16 protein-coding genes are annotated in these 16,878 nt (G+C 57.6%); 15 read left to right on the forward strand and 1 reads right to left on the reverse strand.

Annotated elements, in window-relative coordinates; genetic code table 11:
• The first annotated feature begins 151 nt into the window (after positions 1 to 151).
• The 12 genes from polA to FFV09_RS18120 all read left to right on the forward strand — a co-directional run bounded on the left by polA (position 152) and on the right by FFV09_RS18120 (position 12,940).
• Entirely contained in the window at positions 152 to 2,845 is a 2,694-nt protein-coding gene (polA, locus tag FFV09_RS18065) for a DNA polymerase I (RefSeq protein ID WP_141449123.1), read from the forward strand.
• Positions 2,846 to 2,887: 42 nt separating this feature from the next.
• Positions 2,888 to 3,736 carry a DNA-formamidopyrimidine glycosylase gene (mutM, locus tag FFV09_RS18070; RefSeq protein ID WP_141449124.1) on the forward strand — a complete coding sequence of 283 codons (849 nt, stop codon included), beginning with the start codon at positions 2,888 to 2,890 and terminating at the stop codon, positions 3,734 to 3,736.
• Complete coding sequence (gene coaE, locus FFV09_RS18075) at positions 3,733 to 4,329, forward strand: dephospho-CoA kinase (RefSeq protein ID WP_141449125.1); 597 nt, start codon at positions 3,733 to 3,735, stop codon at positions 4,327 to 4,329. Before mutM ends, coaE begins: the two co-directional genes overlap by 4 nt.
• Positions 4,326 to 4,886: a lytic transglycosylase domain-containing protein gene (locus FFV09_RS18080; protein WP_141449126.1), complete on the forward strand. Its 561-nt coding sequence runs from the start codon at positions 4,326 to 4,328 to the stop codon at positions 4,884 to 4,886. Before coaE ends, FFV09_RS18080 begins: the two co-directional genes overlap by 4 nt.
• A 54-nt stretch (positions 4,887 to 4,940) precedes the next feature.
• On the forward strand, positions 4,941 to 5,411 hold the full coding sequence (nrdR, locus tag FFV09_RS18085; RefSeq protein ID WP_141449127.1) for a transcriptional regulator NrdR: 471 nt from the start codon (positions 4,941 to 4,943) through the stop codon (positions 5,409 to 5,411).
• 273 nt (positions 5,412 to 5,684) lie between these two features.
• A complete protein-coding gene (locus tag FFV09_RS18090) occupies positions 5,685 to 6,071 on the forward strand; it encodes a GntR family transcriptional regulator (protein WP_141449128.1) in 387 nt (128 codons plus the stop codon).
• Between the two features lies 1 nt (position 6,072).
• Entirely contained in the window at positions 6,073 to 6,774 is a 702-nt protein-coding gene (locus FFV09_RS18095; protein WP_141449129.1) for an ABC transporter ATP-binding protein, read from the forward strand.
• Positions 6,768 to 7,538 (forward strand): hypothetical protein, encoded by a 771-nt coding sequence (locus FFV09_RS18100; protein WP_141449130.1) that lies wholly within the window; start codon positions 6,768 to 6,770, stop codon positions 7,536 to 7,538. The genes FFV09_RS18095 and FFV09_RS18100 overlap by 7 nt, the downstream gene beginning before the upstream one ends.
• A gap of 369 nt (positions 7,539 to 7,907) precedes the next feature.
• Positions 7,908 to 8,798: an RNA polymerase sigma factor RpoD gene (gene rpoD / locus FFV09_RS18105; RefSeq protein ID WP_141449131.1), complete on the forward strand. Its 891-nt coding sequence runs from the start codon at positions 7,908 to 7,910 to the stop codon at positions 8,796 to 8,798.
• A 196-nt stretch (positions 8,799 to 8,994) separates the two neighbouring features.
• Positions 8,995 to 10,659 carry a type 2 periplasmic-binding domain-containing protein gene (locus tag FFV09_RS18110; RefSeq protein ID WP_141449132.1) on the forward strand — a complete coding sequence of 555 codons (1,665 nt, stop codon included), beginning with the start codon at positions 8,995 to 8,997 and terminating at the stop codon, positions 10,657 to 10,659.
• Positions 10,660 to 10,708: 49 nt separating this feature from the next.
• Entirely contained in the window at positions 10,709 to 11,785 is a 1,077-nt protein-coding gene (locus FFV09_RS18115; protein WP_141449133.1) for a glycoside hydrolase family 53 protein, read from the forward strand.
• 87 nt (positions 11,786 to 11,872) lie between these two features.
• Positions 11,873 to 12,940: a glycoside hydrolase family 53 protein gene (locus FFV09_RS18120; RefSeq protein ID WP_425472326.1), complete on the forward strand. Its 1,068-nt coding sequence runs from the start codon at positions 11,873 to 11,875 to the stop codon at positions 12,938 to 12,940.
• Positions 12,941 to 13,022: 82 nt separating this feature from the next.
• On the opposite strand, the gene ybaK is transcribed toward FFV09_RS18120, so the two are convergent.
• Positions 13,023 to 13,505, reverse strand: coding sequence for a Cys-tRNA(Pro) deacylase (gene ybaK, locus FFV09_RS18125; RefSeq protein ID WP_141449135.1), 483 nt, complete (start codon positions 13,503 to 13,505; stop codon positions 13,023 to 13,025).
• A gap of 231 nt (positions 13,506 to 13,736) precedes the next feature.
• Here ybaK and htpG point away from each other — a divergent pair, with 231 nt between their 5' ends.
• From htpG to FFV09_RS18140, 3 genes are all read left to right on the forward strand, one after another.
• Positions 13,737 to 15,617, forward strand: coding sequence for a molecular chaperone HtpG (gene htpG, locus FFV09_RS18130; RefSeq protein WP_141449136.1), 1,881 nt, complete (start codon positions 13,737 to 13,739; stop codon positions 15,615 to 15,617).
• A gap of 192 nt (positions 15,618 to 15,809) precedes the next feature.
• A complete protein-coding gene (locus tag FFV09_RS24005) occupies positions 15,810 to 16,184 on the forward strand; it encodes a hypothetical protein (RefSeq protein ID WP_212635444.1) in 375 nt (124 codons plus the stop codon).
• 57 nt (positions 16,185 to 16,241) lie between these two features.
• Positions 16,242 to 16,823, forward strand: coding sequence for a DUF6097 family protein (locus FFV09_RS18140; RefSeq protein WP_141449137.1), 582 nt, complete (start codon positions 16,242 to 16,244; stop codon positions 16,821 to 16,823).
• Positions 16,824 to 16,878 lie beyond the last annotated feature (55 nt).

Genomic DNA, 16,878 nt, shown 5'->3' on the forward strand with positions numbered 1-16,878 from the left:
GCGCGGAAGCTTTGGCCGAGGGGCAGGCGCTTTCTTTTTCCGATAAAAAAAGGGGCTTTTTAGCCGGACTTTCGCGCAGGCGGCGTTCGGCTTTTTGTTCGTTTAATGGTATGATAGACAAACGAAGAAGACACCCAAGCGGAGGTTTTACATGACTAAATTAATGATGATCGACGGCAACAATTTGATCTACCGGGCATTCTACGGCATCACCGCCCCGCTCCAGACGGCCGACGGACGGCCGACCAACGCGGTCTACGGATTCATGCTGATGCTGCTGCGCCTGCTGCAGGACGAGAAGCCGACGCATATCCTCGTCACGTTCGACGCGGGCAAGGTGACGTTCCGCCACGAGACGTTCAGCGAGTACAAAGCGGGCCGCCAGAAGACGCCGCCCGAGCTGAGCACGCAGTTCCCGCTGCTCAAGGAACTGATCGAAGCGCTCGGCATCAAGCAGTACGAACTGGCCAACTACGAAGCCGACGACATCATGGGGACGCTGGCCCGGCTGGCCGACGAACAAGAGTGCGAGACGATTATCGTCAGCGGCGACCAGGACGTGCTGCAGCTGGCATCGGCGCATGTGCGCATCAACCTGCTCAAGGGCAAAGGAGTCGGCGACGTGCTGCCGCACGGACCGGAGCAGATTATGGAACGGTTCGGGCTCACTCCCCTGCAGATCATCGATCTCAAGGGATTGATGGGCGATTCGTCCGACAATATCCCCGGCGTGCCGGGCGTCGGCGAGAAGACGGCGCTCAAGCTGCTGCACGAGTACGGCAGCGTGGAGAACCTGCTGGAGAACACGGACAAGCTGAAAGGCAAACTCAAAGAGCGTATCGAAGACAATAAGGAAAGCGCCCTGCTGAGCAAAAAGTTGGCTACGATCTTCCGCGAAGTGCCGCTGCCGCTGGAATGGGACGAACTGGCTTACGGCGGCGCGGACCGCGAAGCCGCGGTGCCGGTGCTGCGCCAGCTGCAGTTCAACTCGCTGATCGAGAAGATCCCGTATGCGGACGGCGAAGACGGGGCGGAGACGGACGAAGATCCGTTTGCCGAACCCGCTCCCAAGGCGGCCGACCGTCCGCCGCTCGACGTGCGGATCGCGGACGAGGACACACTCGGCGAGCTGGCGGAATTCCTGCCGCGCGTCAGCGTGATCCATGCGGAGACGCACGGGGACAATCCGCACCACGCGGAGCTTGTCGGACTGATGCTGCACGGGGAAGAACGTTACGATTACGTGCCGTTCGAACTGCTCAAATCGCCCCAAGCCGCGCCGATTCTGGAATGGCTGGAAGATCCGGAAGCGCCCAAGAACGGCTATGACCTGCATCGGCTCGACCTCGTGCTGCACTGGCACGGGATCGCTTTCGCGGGAGCGGCGTTCGATTCGCAGCTTGCGGCGTATCTGATCGATCCGACGGAGACGGCGACGAACGTCAGCGGCCTGGCCGTCAAGTACGAACTGCCGGCGCTGACCGAAGACGACGAAGTGTACGGGCGCGGCGCTAAGTTCGCCTGGCCGGAAGCGGAGACGCTGGCCGCGCATTCGGCGCGCAAAGCCGAAGCGATCGAAGCGATCATTCCGAAGCAGCGCGAGCTGCTGGAACGCTTCGAGATGAACCGCCTGTTCTTCGAGCTGGAGATGCCGCTGTCGCGCATTCTGGCCGATATGGAGAAGCAGGGTATCGCGGTCAATCCGGAAGATCTGGAGAAGCTGGGCGGCGAATTCGAGATCGAGATCAAGCGGCTGCAATCGGAGATCTACGCTCATGCCGGCATGGAGTTCAATATCAATTCCACGCGCCAGCTCGGCGAGATCCTGTTCGACAAGCTGGGACTGCCGGCCAAAAAGAAGACCAAAACGGGCTATTCGACCGACGCCAAAGTGCTGGAAGAATTGGCGCCGCAGCATGAAATCGTGCAGATCATTTTGCAGTACCGCCAGCTGGCGAAGCTGCAGTCCACTTATATCGAAGGCCTGCTCAAGGAAATCCGTCCGGAGACGCGCAAGGTGCATACGTATTACCGCCAGGCGCTGACCGCGACCGGCCGGCTGAGCAGCCAGTATCCGAACCTCCAGAACATTCCGATCCGTCTGGAAGAAGGACGCAAGATCCGCAAAGCGTTTGTGCCGTCGGAACCGGGCTGGACGATTCTGGCCGCCGACTATTCGCAGATCGAACTGCGCGTGCTGGCGCATATTTCCGACGACGCGGGCTTGAAGGACGCGTTCCTGCACGACATGGACATCCATACGAAAACGGCGATGGACGTGTTCGGCGTGACCAGGGAAGAAGTCGATTCGAATATGCGCCGTTCGGCCAAAGCGGTCAACTTCGGTATCGTCTACGGGATCAGCGATTACGGATTGTCGCAGAACCTCGGTATTACCCGGGCGGAAGCGGCGAACTTCATCGAGCAGTATTTTGCCGTCTTCCAGGGCGTGCAGCAGTACATGCACGATATCGTCGAAGAAGCCAAAAAAGACGGATTCGTCAAAACGATGCTCGAACGCCGCCGATATTTGCCGGAGATTCACGCGAAGAACTTCGCGCTGCGTTCGTTCGCCGAACGGACCGCGATGAATACGCCGATCCAGGGCACCGCGGCCGATATTATCAAGCTTGCGATGGTGCAGGTCGACGCCGTGCTGAACGAACGCGGCCTGAAAAGCCGCATGCTGCTTCAGGTACACGATGAATTGGTATTCGAAGTGCCGGAAGACGAACTGGAATTGATGAAGACACTCGTGCCGGAGACGATGGAAGGCGCGCTCAAGCTGTCCGTGCCGCTCAAAGCGGACGTAAGTTTCGGGGCGAACTGGTACGAAGCCAAATAAAAAATAAACGGTATATGCCCTTTAAGGAAAGGTGAGACAAGCATGCCCGAATTACCCGAAGTCGAAACCGTCAAGCGGACGCTCAACGCGCTTGTCGCCGGAAAGGAAATTCGCAGCGTAACCGTATCGCTGCCGCGCATCGTGCGGCGTCCGGAAGATCCGCTGCTGTTCGCGGCGCTGCTGGAAGGCCAGACGATCGGAAGTATCGAACGGAGCGGCAAATTTCTGCGCTTCAATCTCGACGGATGGGTGATCGTGTCCCATCTGCGCATGGAAGGCCGTTACGGCCTGTACGACTCGGCCGATCCGGTCGAGAAGCATACGCATGTCATTTTCCATTTTACCGACGGAACGGAACTGCGCTATCGCGACGTCCGGCAGTTCGGCACGATGGATCTGCTGCCGTCGGGCGAAGAATTCGCGGGCGCGCCGCTGCACAAGCTCGGCCTTGAGCCGCTGGCGCCGGAATTTACGGCCGAAGCGCTCGGGAAGAAGCTGGCCGGCAAGAAGACCCGGCTGAAGACGGTGCTGCTCAATCAGGAAGTCGTCGCCGGGATCGGCAACATCTACGTCGACGAGACGCTGTTTCGCGCCAAGCTGCACCCGGAACGCGCCGCGGGCAGCCTGAAGCCGGACGAGCTTGAACGGCTGCACCGCTGCATCGTCGATATTTTGACCGAAGCGGTCGCGGCCGGCGGATCGTCGGTCAAATCGTACGTCAACGGGCAGGGCGAATCCGGCTCGTTCCAGGATCAGCACCGGATCTACGGCCGCAAAGGCCAGCCCTGCCACGACTGCGGCACGCCGATCGAGCGTATCGTCGTCGGCGGCCGCGGCACGCATTACTGCCCGCAGTGCCAGCCGGCGGGCCAAGGAGGGACCGAGGCATGAGAATCGGATTGACCGGAGGCATCGCGACCGGCAAAAGCACCGTGTCGCGGATGCTGCAGGCCCGGGGCGTGCACGTCGTCGACGCCGACGTCATCGCGCGGGACGTGATGAATCCGGGGCAGCCGCTGCTCGGCGCGGTCGCCAGCCGCTTCGGGGCGGAGTTCCTGCTCCCCGAAGGCGGGTTGGACCGCCGCCGCATGGCGGAGCATATCTTCAACCGCCCGGAAGAGCGCGCGGCATTGAACGCGATCGTCCATCCGGCGATCCGCGCCGAGATCCGCCGGCAGGTCGACGAGCGCGAAGCCGCCGATCCGAACGCGATCGTGGCGGCCGATATTCCGCTGCTGTACGAATCGGGCCTTGAAGAGCTGTACGAGCGGATCGTTGTCGTGTACGTGCCGCGCGAACTTCAGCTGACGCGCCTGATCCGGCGCGACGGCTTGTCGCCCGAGCAGGCGCAGAGCCGGCTGAACGCCCAGCTCGATATCGAAGACAAAAAGCGCAGAGCCGATTACGTCATCGACAACAGCGGCACGCCCGAAGAGACGGAGCGGCAGGTCGCGAGCCTGCTGGAGAGTCTGGAGTCGCGATGAGAACGCTCAAGAAAAGATTCGTGCTGCCGCTGTTCCTGCTCGTGCTGGCTGCGCTCTTTTTCAACAGCGGATGGATGGCCTGGGTGTATCCGATCGGCTACAAGGAAGAGATCCGCGAACAGTCGAAGTCGTACGATATCGATCCGTTTCTGATCGCTTCGATCATCCGGGTCGAGACGAACTTCAAGCCGAGCAAGGAATCCCGCGTCGGCGCGCTGGGGATTATGCAGCTTATGCCGGATACGGCGGATTGGGCGATCGAGCAGGGCAAGCTGCCGGAAGCGACGCTTGAGCGGATCAAGCACGAACCGGATACGAACATCCGGATCGGCACGTGGTATTTGCGCAATTTGACGGACCAGTTCGGCGACAATCGCCTGGCCGTTATGGCCGCCTACAACGCCGGGCCGGGCAACGTGAGAAAGTGGATGAAGGAAGGCACGTGGGACGGAACGCTCGAAAATGTGCGGGATATTCCGATCGGGGAGACCCGGCACTATGTACAGCGGGTCATTTACTATTATAATCAGTATACGAAGGTGTACGAGACGTTCTGAATCGGAAGCGGCAGAGAGGGTCCCGGCTGCCTGTAGAAAGGAAGTGAAACTCGTTTGAAATGCCCTTATTGCGACTATAGCGGAACGAGAGTGCTGGATTCGAGACCGGCTAACGAAAACAAATCGATCCGCAGGCGGCGCGAATGCGAGAGCTGCGGCCGGAGATTCACGACGTTCGAGATGGTGGAAGAGACGCCGCTGATCGTGATCAAAAAAGACGGCAGCCGCGAGGAATTCAGCCGCGACAAAATTTTGCGCGGGCTGATCCGTGCCTGCGAGAAGCGTCCGGTGTCGGTCGAACAGTTGGAGACGATCGTGTCCCGCGTCGAGCGCTCGCTGCGCAACACGGCCGTGGCCGAGATCGAGAGCCGCCATATCGGCGAGCAGGTCATGCAGGAATTGTATCCGGTCGACGAAGTCGCCTACGTGCGCTTCGCTTCCGTGTACCGGCAGTTCAAAGACATCAACATGTTCATGAAAGAACTCAAGACGCTGCTGTCGAGAGACGGCGAAATGGAGCGTTGAACGTTCGACGTTGCAAGAGCATGGATTCGTAGGCTTGACCGCAAAGCGTCCGTTTTCCCGATCGGGAACAACGGACGTTTTTTTGCCTTATTTTAAAAAAAGGATATACAACACAACTGTTACAGTGTACTATTTAAGTATAACACTAGTACATGGGAATAAAGAAAAGGCGTGTATCCGTATATCCGTATAGGCGTTATTCGAAGTCCGGCATGAATGAACAGGAGCTGCGCCGTGAAGCGACCGGCCTGCGGAAAGGTGTGAACGTCAAACGTGACGATCGAATTCGATAACCGTCTGCCGATTTATTTGCAGATCATGAATGATATCAAGCGGCAGATCGTAACCGGCAAGCTCGGACCGGGAGAGAAGATGCCTTCGGTGCGCGAGTTGGCGTCCGAGCTGAAGATCAATCCGAACACGATTCAGCGTACGTTCCAGGAGCTTGAGCGCGAAGGCATCGCCGAGAGCCGCCGGGGATTGGGACGATTCGTGACAAGCGAGGATGAGAAAATTATGAGCATCAAAAAAGAAATGGCGTCCGAACTGCTGGAACATTTTATCGGCGGGATGCGGGAGCTTGGGTTCGACCCGGAACATATCGTGCAAATCGTGTCCGAATCGGTAGAAGACGGGCAGAAGGAAACGGGAGGGCGTTAACGTGGAACCATTGCTCAAAGTCGAAGCACTTCACAAAAGATACGGGAACAAGACGGCGCTGCGCGAAGTTTCGCTGCAGATCGAGCCGGGGCGGATTGTCGGTCTGGTCGGCAGCAACGGAAGCGGCAAATCGACGCTGATGCGTATCGTCGCCGGGCTGCTGATGCCCGAGTCCGGCAGCGTGCGTATTCGGGGACATCGGCCCGGGACACGCTCCAAATCGCTCGTGTCGTTCATGCCGGATCATCCGTCGTTCGAATCGTGGATGACCGTGGCCGATGCCTTGAAGTTCCAGCAGGATTTCTTCGCCGATTTCGATACGGACAAATCAGAGCGCATGCTGGAGTTTATGCGGCTGTCGCGTTCGGACAAGATCGCGTCGCTGTCCAAAGGCATGCAGGAGCGGCTTCAGCTTACGCTGGCCTTGTCGCGCCGGGCCGCGCTGTACCTGCTCGACGAGCCGATCGGCGGCGTCGACCCGGTCGCCCGCGACCATATTCTCGATGCGCTGATCGAGTTCTACGAAGAAGACAGCAGCGTCATCGTATCCACGCATCTCATTGCCGATATCGAACGCATCTTTGACGAGGTGCTGATGATCCGAGGCGGCAGCCTGATCCTGCAGGGAGACGCCGAACAGATCCGTCTGACTTCCGGTAAAAGTATCGATCAACTTTTTAAGGAGATGTATGCCGAATGTTAAACTTGTTGAAATACGATTTGAAGCGCGATGCTTTCGTTCTGCTCGGCGTGGCGGCCGCCCTGATTCTGGTGCAGCTCTCTATTGAAGTCGGAGGCCGGTCCCTGGCTGAACCGGTCGGTAATCGATTCGGGCTGGTCCTGCTTACGTACCTGCTGGCAGCGATTGTGCTGCTTATGCTGGCCTGCCGAAGTTTTCGGGAAAATATCCGCTTATCCGGTCGTCGACTGCTGCCGCTCGGCAGCCTGAATTATGTCGGCTCCGCTGCGCTGTACGCCCTGCTGAACGGAGCGGCGCTGCTGCTGCTCGCCGGTCTGCACACCTTGTATTACCGGCAGACCGGACTGCTGAACGAACTTCAACAGCAGGGGTATATCTCGATCGGCAGCGTTGATGTTCATGCTTCTACGGCGTGGACGGTCTTCCTGGCAGGGCTCAGTATAACGTGGTCGGTGATCCTGCTGCTGTCCGTCATTTTTCTGGTCATTTCCGTTACGGAAAGTTTGCAGGCCAAATCGAAGAACCTGATCGGCATCCTGATCTTTTTCGCGATTGGCTTGGTTCTGACCGTGATCGAAAGCGCGTTGTTCGGCAGCAGTGCCAGCCATGCGATTCCGCAGCTGAATACCGAGGGTCCGGCCATGCTGTGGATGCAGGCTCGGGGATTGAACGCAGGCTGGGTCGCTTTCTTGTTCGAGCTTGCGGTCATTGCGGCATTCGTAACGCTGACTGCCCGCTTGATCGACCGCAAAGTCAAAATTGCATAAACGGATTTGAACCGTGCAGGCGAAAAAAGAAAACAAACGGCCTATCAAGCGGACAGGTTCCCGAAAAATCGCATAAAAAAGCCCCCCTTCGAATCTTTCCGGTTCGAAAGGGGGCTTTTGGTGTTAATCGTAAAAGACGCAAATAATAATGAAATAAAAAACATCTTTCGCGGTTGATTTCCAGCGGGAAAGATGTTATACTAATAGCTGTCCGTAATTTAGTTGTTATAAACAAATATATTAAAATCATAGCACGTATTGATTTTATTGTCAAATCATATTTGCGTTAAATATTAGAAAAAAAAGCCTTTAACCATTTCTGATGGATAAAGGATTAAACTTCATTTTCTGTTGGAAGGGGAAATAGATATGGATCGAAACTTGGAAACCGAATCCGCTCAGATTCCGGAAGAAGCCGTTCTAACCGGCGCGGGAAGCGACGACTCCGTACGGATGTACCTCAAAGAAATCGGGCGTACGCCCCTGCTGTCCGCGAACGAAGAAATTTCTCTGGCGGAACGGATCGTGGAAGGGGACGAAGAAGCGAAGCGCCGGCTGGCCGAAGCCAATCTTCGTCTCGTCGTAAGTATTGCCCGTCGTTACGTGGGCCGCGGCATGATGCTGCTTGACCTGATTCAGGAAGGCAACATGGGCCTGATCAAAGCGGTAGAGAAGTTCGACCATACCAAAGGCTTCAAATTCAGCACGTACGCGACATGGTGGATTCGCCAGGCGATCACCCGCGCATTGGCCGACCAGGCCCGGACGATCCGTATTCCGGTACACATGGTCGAAACGATGAACAAGTTTATGCGTGTCTCGCGTCAGATGCTGCAGGAACTCGGCCGCGAACCTTCGGTCGAAGAACTTGCCAAAGCGATGGAGATGACCGAAGAGAAAATTCGCGACATCATGAAGATCGCGCAGGACCCGGTCTCGATCGAGACGCCGATCGGCGACGAACAGGATTCCAAGCTGGGCGACTTTATCGAAGACAAGGAAGCGATCGCGCCTTCGAAGTTCGCCGAAGCGGGCCTGCTGCGCGAACAGCTCGAAGAAGTGCTCGATACGCTGACCGAGCGTGAAGAGAACGTGCTGCGTCTGCGTTTTGGCCTGGAAGACGGCCGGGCGCGCACGCTCGAAGAAGTGGGCAAAGAGTTCGGCGTAACCCGCGAACGGATTCGCCAGATCGAAGCCAAAGCGCTGCGCAAGCTGAGACATCCGAGCCGGAGCAAGATCCTCAAAGGGTATCTGGAATAGTCGCTGCGGCGGCAACCTTAATCGGAATATTCAAGACCGGAACGTTTCGTTCCGGTCTTTTTGCGCGTTCGGACACGGAAAAGAGTACAGAAGGTTGCGAAAGGTGCAGAAATGTTGGAGATGCGACATAGGCCGGAAGACGACAACCCATTTACAATAAAAAAAGGAAGCCATTTCAATATCGGGAGGGAAAGACTTGGGAAATCGAAGACGCGGAATCCAAGCCGGACTGCTGGCGTTATGCGCAGGCTTGATACTGAGCGGCTGCGGGGGCGCCGGCAGTGAGCAGAGTGCGGAGTCGCCTATTGTTGAAAACGCATACAAAGAAAAATACGAGCCGCCTGTAACGATCACGACCGCCTGGGGCATCAACCCGATTGCCAAGTTCAAAAACGGGGAAACGATCGAAAACAACGTGGCGACCCGGTGGGCCCGGGAACAATTCGGCATCGAGATCAAATCGCTGTGGTCCGTGACGGATACGAACAACGCGTTCACGACCAAAATGCGGCTGTCGCTGTCTTCCGGGCAGGAGATGCCGGAGATCGTAACCGTCGGCGACGATCTGCTGGCGCAGGACCTGATCGACTCCGGCATGTATCAGGAAGCCGGCCCGCTGTTCGACAAATACGCGTCCGACACGTGGAAAAAGGCGATGGAGCTCGATCCGAACATCTGGAATCCGTATACGCGCGACGGCAAAAGAATGGGTATTCCGATTCTCGATTACGCGTATAACAACGATTATCTGCTGTGGATTCGCCAGGACTGGCTGGACAAGCTGAAGCTTGGCACGCCCAAGACGCTGGACGAATTGGAAACGGTCATGGAAGCGTTCAAAAACGACAATCCCGACGGCTTGGCGCCCGACCAGGTCGTCCCGCTCAGCATCGGATTCAAGACGACAATGAACACGTGGATGGGCGATCCGTCCTGGGTGTTCGGCGCTTACGGCACGCTGCCGCAGCAGTGGAACGCGGGCGCGGACGGCAGGCTGGAATACGGCTCGGTCAATCCGGCGATGAAGCCGGGTCTGACGAAGCTGGCCGACTGGTTGGCCAAAGGTTACATTCCGCAGGAAGCGGCGCTCTGGGACGAGAACAAAACGGCCGAGCCGGCCGTCGCCGGGACCGCCGGCATCATTCCGGGCCCGTACTGGATGAGCGGCTGGCCGCTGCAGGACACGGTGAAGAACGCGCCGAACGCCGTATGGAAACCGATTGGCATTCCGAGCGGTCCCGAAGGCCAAGCGATGAGACACGGCACCGAGTTTTCCAACGGCGTCATTTTGATCAAAAAAGACATGGCGCATCCGGAAGCTTTTTTCACCTACCAGAATTACCTGTTTGACCACTACGCCGATCCCGAGCCGGGCAGCCCGTACGATTACGGCCTGTTCGAAGGCTACGATTACCAGCTTGACGCCCAGGGCCAGCCGATTCCGGGCGAAGAGATCGACGGCGGATACGTCAACGTAACGCTGTACCTGCTTGTGCATGACGGCGCGCGTATTCCCGATGCCCAGATGAAAGCGCTGCTGAGTCTGGCCGACGGCAAAGAACCGGTAAGCAAAATCGAGAAAGACGTCGCGCTCAACTACGGGGCGGAAACGCCGGCGGCGGCCAAAGTGCTGCTGAGCCAGGAAAACAGCTCGCACAAAAACCGGTTTACCGGCCCGGCGACCGACACGATGAAATCGAAGCTGGACTATCTGAACAAAATGGAAAATCAGGTGTTCAACGAAATGATTTACGGCAAAAGCCCGGTCGACGCGTTCGATGCGTTCGTCCAGTCCTGGAAGTCGGGCGGCGGCGATACGATCACGCAGGAAGTCAACGAATGGTACGACGGCGTCAAATAAAGACAGTCGGACCGATTCTGCAAACGGAAGGAAGAAAGGAAGAGTGGGCATGCGCAAAAAAGAATTTATCATGGGAATGGATCTTTCTTTTATGGACGAAATCGAGCAGGGCGGCGGACGTTATTACGATGCCGAGGGCGAGGAACGCGAGCTGCTCGAACTGCTGGCGGCAAGCGGCGTCAACGCCGCGCGGCTGCGCATCTGGAACGATCCGGCAGGCGGCTTCTGCAATCTCGAACGCACGGTCGCCGTGGCCCGGCGGATCAAGCGGCAGGGACTGGACTTTCTGCTCGATTTCCATTATTCCGACAAATGGGCCGATCCGGCGAACCAGTGGAAACCGGCAGCGTGGGAAACGCTCTCGTATGAAGAATTGGGGCAGGCGGTCCACGATTATACGGCGGACGTGCTGGAGGCGCTCAAGCAGGCCGACGCCCTGCCGGATACGGTGCAGGTCGGCAACGAGATTACGCCGGGCCTGCTGTGGAACGAAGGGCGGGTCGACGGCGAAGGCTTCGATACCGACGAGCAGTGGAGCCGGTTCGCCGGACTGGTCAAGCGCGGCATCGAAGCGGTGCGCGCGGCAAGCCCGGATATCGCGGTCATGATCCATATCGACCGGGGCGGCGATAACGCTTCCAGCCGCAAGTTCTTCGACCGGTTCGCGGAACTCGGCGTCGATTACGATGTGATCGGCCAATCGTTCTATCCGTGGTGGCATGGCACGCTTGAAGACCTGCGGCTCAACCTGCACGACCTCGCCCATCGTTACGGCAAGCCGATCAACGTGGTGGAGACCGCTTACCCGTGGACGCTGGAAGAACCGGCCGGCTCGAAATGGGTCATGAACGGCCGGGAAGGGCTGCTTCCGCTGCCGGAATATCCGGCTTCGGTCGACGGGCAGCGGCGTTATCTGGACAAACTGATACAGATCGTGCGCGAAGTGCCGGGCGGATTGGGCGAAGGGTTCTACTATTGGGAGCCGGCCTGGATTCCGTCGCAGCCGGAGTGGTCGGTCGGCCATCCGAACAACTGGGCCAATCTGACGATGTTCGATTTCGGCGGCAGGATGCTGGATTCGTTCGCGGCGCTGAGTCCGAGCCTCGCCGACCGGGCGAAGCGATAGTTTGAACGGGGAAAAGACCGCAACATCGCCGTCCGTAAGCGCGCATGCCGCGGCTTGCGGGCGAGCTTGCACCGATCGGGAGGTTGTCTGTTTATGGGAAAAAGAACATCGATTCGCGCCGCGGCACTGACGCTGCTGTGCGCCCTGCTTCTGCTGTCGAGCTGGAACGTCGGCGGACCGAATACGGCTTCGGCCGCCGTGCCGGCGTTTGCCAAAGGCGCCGACATCAGCTGGGTAGCGGGACTGGAAGCGAAGGGACAGACTTGGAAAGACAAGACCGGCAAGACCAAAGACATTTTGCAAATTCTGCGCGACGATTACCAGATCAATTCGGTCCGTATCCGCGTATGGGTCAATCCGAACATGAGCGATTACGCCAGCGGCTACCTGAACGCGGACAAAGCGGCGGATCTTGCGGCGCGCGCCAAAAAGCTCGGCATGAGCGTCATGCTGACGCTGCATTACAGCGATTCGTGGGCCGACCCGGGGCAGCAGACCAAGCCTTACGCCTGGCAGAGCTTCAACTTCACGCAGCTGATGGACGCGGTCTGGAGCCATACGGTCTACGTCATGAACACGATGAAAAATAAAGGCGTGACGCCGGACTGGGTACAGATCGGCAACGAGACGAGCGACGGCATGCTGTGGCCCGACGGCCGCGCTTCCCAGGGCGGAATGAAAAATTACGCCTGGCTGGTGAATACCGGCCACAACGCGGTCAAATCGGTCAGCAGCGGCACCAAGACGATCGTCCATCTCGCGAGCGGCCACGATTCGGCGCTGTTCGAATGGAATATCGGCGGCCTGATCGCAAACGGCGCCACATTCGACATGGTCGCGATGTCGCTCTACCCGACGACGTCCGACTGGCAGGCAAAAGTCAATCAGGCGGTGCAGAACGCGAATAACATCGTCGCCAAATCTAACAAAGACGTGATCGTGACGGAGATCGGACTGGACTACAATCAGGCCGCCGTCACCAAAAGCTTCATCGCAGACATCAAGCAGAAGATGCGCAGCCTGCCAAACGGCCGGGGCAAAGGCGTCTTCTACTGGGAACCGGAAGCGCCTCCGGGCTACAACGGCGGCTACAACAAAGGCGCCTGGGGCAGCGACGGCAAACCGACGCAGGCGCTGGAAGGCTTCTTGAATTAAAAAGAAACGCGCCGACCGGCCCCTGCCGAACAAGGGGCCGGTTTTGCGCGCGGGAAGCGACGGTGCCCGGCCGAAGCGCCATCTAATGGATAAGGTCCGCGAATACGGCCTGTGCCGCCGAAGCCAGGTGCTGCGGCGCAAGTTTGACCTGCAGCCCGATTTTTCCGGCGCTGACGGCGACATGCTGCAGTTCTTCGCCGGCGGCTGCGATAAACGTCGGGAAATGCTTTTTCATCCCGATCGGCGAGCAGCCGCCGCGCACGTAGCCGGTCCACGGCTGAAGGTCTTTCAGCGGCAGCATTTCGATTTTTTTGACGCCGGCGGCGCGGGCCGCTTTTTTGAGGTCAAGTTCTTCGCCGACCGGAATAACGAACACGTACCCGCTGCTGCCCGCATGGGCGACGAGCGTTTTGAACACCGATTCCGGCGCCAGCCCTATTTTGTCCGCGACGGCCGTACCGTGAACCTGTCCGTCTTCGTTGTCGTAACGCAAAATTTCGTAGGGGATGCCCAGTTCGTCCAGCCTGCGCATCGCGTTCGTTTTGTGGATTTTCGGAGCGGCCATTTCCGTATGCCTCCTTGCATTTTTCAGATGTATTCTATTGTAGCGAACCGATCGGGAAGGCGCAAAATTTATGATCGGAGTGTCGTTTCTTGACATGAAATTTCAACAGTGCTATAAATGGAATTGGATTAGCACTCCGGCAAAACGAGTGCTAACAACGAAACGGGCGCACCTGCGAAGGAGCGTGCCCGACCATTTAAAAATCGGACTTTATCGGAGGGAAAATCACGCATGGAAAAGAAGCAGTTCCAGGCCGAATCGAAACGCCTGCTCGAAATGATGATCAACTCCATCTACACGCAAAAGGAAATCTTTCTGCGCGAACTGATTTCGAACTCAAGCGACGCCATCGACAAAATCTATTACCGCGCGCTGACCGACGAGAACCTGTCGTTCGACCCGGATCAGTACTACATTAAATTGTCCGTCGACAAAGAGAACCGCACGCTGACGCTGACCGATACCGGCATCGGCATGACGCGCGAAGACCTGGAGAACAATCTCGGCGTCATCGCCAAAAGCGGATCGCTTGCTTTTAAAAAGGAAAACGAAGCCAAAGACGGCCACGATATTATCGGCCAATTCGGCGTCGGCTTCTACTCGGCGTTTATGGTCGCGGACCATGTGGCCGTCACGAGCCGCGCGCTGGGCGAAGACCAGGCTTACAAATGGGAATCCGACGGCGCGGACGGCTACACGATCGCACCGGCGGACAAAGCCGAAGTCGGCACGCAGATCGTTCTGACGATCAAGACCGATACGGAAGAAGAGAGCTACGAAGAATATCTCGACGCTTACCGCCTGCGCTCGATCGTCAAGAAATATTCCGACTTTATCCGCTATCCGATCAAGATGGACAACACCGTCCGTGTTCCCAAAGAAGAGGCCGAAGGAGAATTCGACGAGCGGATCGAAGAAGAACAGGTCAACAGCATGGTGCCGATCTGGCGCAAAAACAAAAGCGAGCTGACCGAAGCGGACTACGAAAACTTCTATGCCGAGAAGCATTACGGATTCGACAAGCCGCTCTCGCATGTGCATATCAACGCCGACGGCGCCGTCGTGTACCGCTCGATCCTGTTTATCCCGGAGACGCCTCCGTTCGATTTCTATTCCCGCGAATACGAAAAAGGGCTGGAACTGTATGCCAACGGCGTGCTGATCATGAACAAATGCGCCGACCTGCTGCCGGACTATTTCGGGTTCGTCAAAGGGATGGTCGATTCCGAGAGCCTGTCGCTGAACATTTCCCGGGAAATGCTCCAGCATGACCGCCAGCTCAAACTGATCGCCAAAAATATCGAAAGCAAAATCAAAAGCCAGCTCAAATCGCTGCAAAAAGACGACCGCGAGAAGTACGACAAGTTCTTCGAAGCGTTCGGCCGCCAACTGAAATACGGCGTGTACAGCGATTACGGCACGCACAAGGACGCCCTGCAGGATCTGCTCATGTTCTACTCTTCGACCGAGAAGAAGCTGGTCACGCTGGACGAATACGTCTCCCGCATGCCGGAAGAGCAAAAGTATATCTACTACGCGGCCGGCGCATCCCATTCGCGGATCGAGAAGCTGCCGCAGACCGAAATGGTCGCGGACAAAGGCTACGAAATTTTGTACTTCACCGACGATATCGACGAGTTCGCGGTCAAAGTGCTGCTGTCTTACAAGGAAAAAGAATTCCGCTCCGTCTCTTCGGGCGATCTCGGCATCGAAGAGACCGAAGAAGAGAAGCAGGATGAAGCGGAAGCGGCGGGCGACCAGGAGCTGTTCGAATACATGAAGACCCGCCTGGCGGGCAAAGTCTCGAACGTGCGCGCTTCCAAGCGTCTGCGCTCGCACCCGGTCTGCCTGAGCTCCGACGGCGAAGTGTCGATCGAGATGGAGAAAATTCTCAGCATGATGCCGGACAACCCGAACGTCAAAGCGGACAAAGTGCTGGAAGTGAACGTCAACCACGACGTGTTCGCTTCGCTCAAGTCTTCGCTGGAAGGCGACAAGTCCAAGCTGGACCTGTACACGGACCTGCTGTACAACCAGGCGCTGTTGATCGAAGGACTGCCGATCGAAGATCCGGTCGAGTTTACGAATCAGATGTGTAAAATTATGGTGTGAGGGGGAAAAGATCGGTCGGCTCCGGGAAAGATCGGTTTCGGTCGCTGTTTCGATCGGGAAGCTGAATTGGATTTCAAGGAGGCTTCCCGATCTCAAAGGCGAACACTGTCGTTCCTGCACCGATCTTTCCCTCCGCCGCCCGATCTTTTCTTGGATTGGAAAGGGAAGAGACCAAACATAAGAGCGGGAAAGATGAAAACGGGCCAGTTTCCTTCGGGAAACGGTCCGTTTTGTTGTGGGCAGGGCACAGGGAGAAGGGCCGAGAGAGAGAAAAAGAGAGAAAAAGAGAGGGAAAGGGAAAGGGAAAGGGAAAGGGAAAGGGAAAGAGCAAGGGCGACAGGATGGGAAAGGAGCGAGGGAGGGGGACCGATGAAGAGGGACCGAGAGGGAAAGGGCGAGCGGGAAAAGGGGAGCGGGAGGGAGATCTGGAGGGAGATCGGGGGGGTAACCGGGATTTTTCGGCTCATTCAGCGAAAACCCGGACGTAAGCCCCCGGGGTTTTTTAGGGAAACGGCAGGCTGTGGGACCAAAGCCTATCGGTCGGGAGAGGCTTTTTTTGGCGGATGATTTCTCCTATACTGGAAGCAATTAAGAGACGACAGCAACAGAAGGGAGACCATCCGCATGAGTTTGATGAGACAGGCCGTGCTCGGACCGAACGAATCCCGGAGGACGGGTTCGCATTTGTCGGCGGCGCAGAGGTTGATCGATTACTACCTGCTGCCGGTCGAAAAAGAACATTGGAGCTTCAGCAAGCAGATGATCCATCTGGAGCGTTATGCGGGCGGAGGTGGAGGCGGATTCGAGCGGGCGTCTTCGAGGCTCCGGCTCGCGGATTGCGCGCTGCACGGATTGTCGCTGACGATTCTGCTGCTGCTTCTGGGCACGGCGGGACTTGATCTGGTCTGGCCCGGGCTTGAACTGCGCGAAGCGGTCCTGTCCGCCGTCGGAGCCAATCTCGAAGCGGTCCTGCTTGCGGTGGCGGCGCTGCTCATGCTTGTGATCGCTTTGATGGGCGTGCGGCGTTCGCTCGGCCGGGAGCAGGAAGACCATCTGGTGCTGCTGTGGCAGCGCGTGCTGGAAGTCGTGAATCCCGCGCTCGATATGCCGGCGGGCTCGCCGTACGAACTGTCCGAAGCGCTAAACGAATGGATGAACCGCCAGACGGCCAGAGACGACGAGGCCAATCCGGACGCGACTTCTTGAAGCCGGACAAAGACATACATAGATGAATGTACGGCGGACGAGCAGAATCCGCGCT

The organism is Saccharibacillus brassicae (assembly GCF_006542275.1).
Taxonomy (GTDB): domain Bacteria; phylum Bacillota; class Bacilli; order Paenibacillales; family Paenibacillaceae; genus Saccharibacillus; species Saccharibacillus brassicae.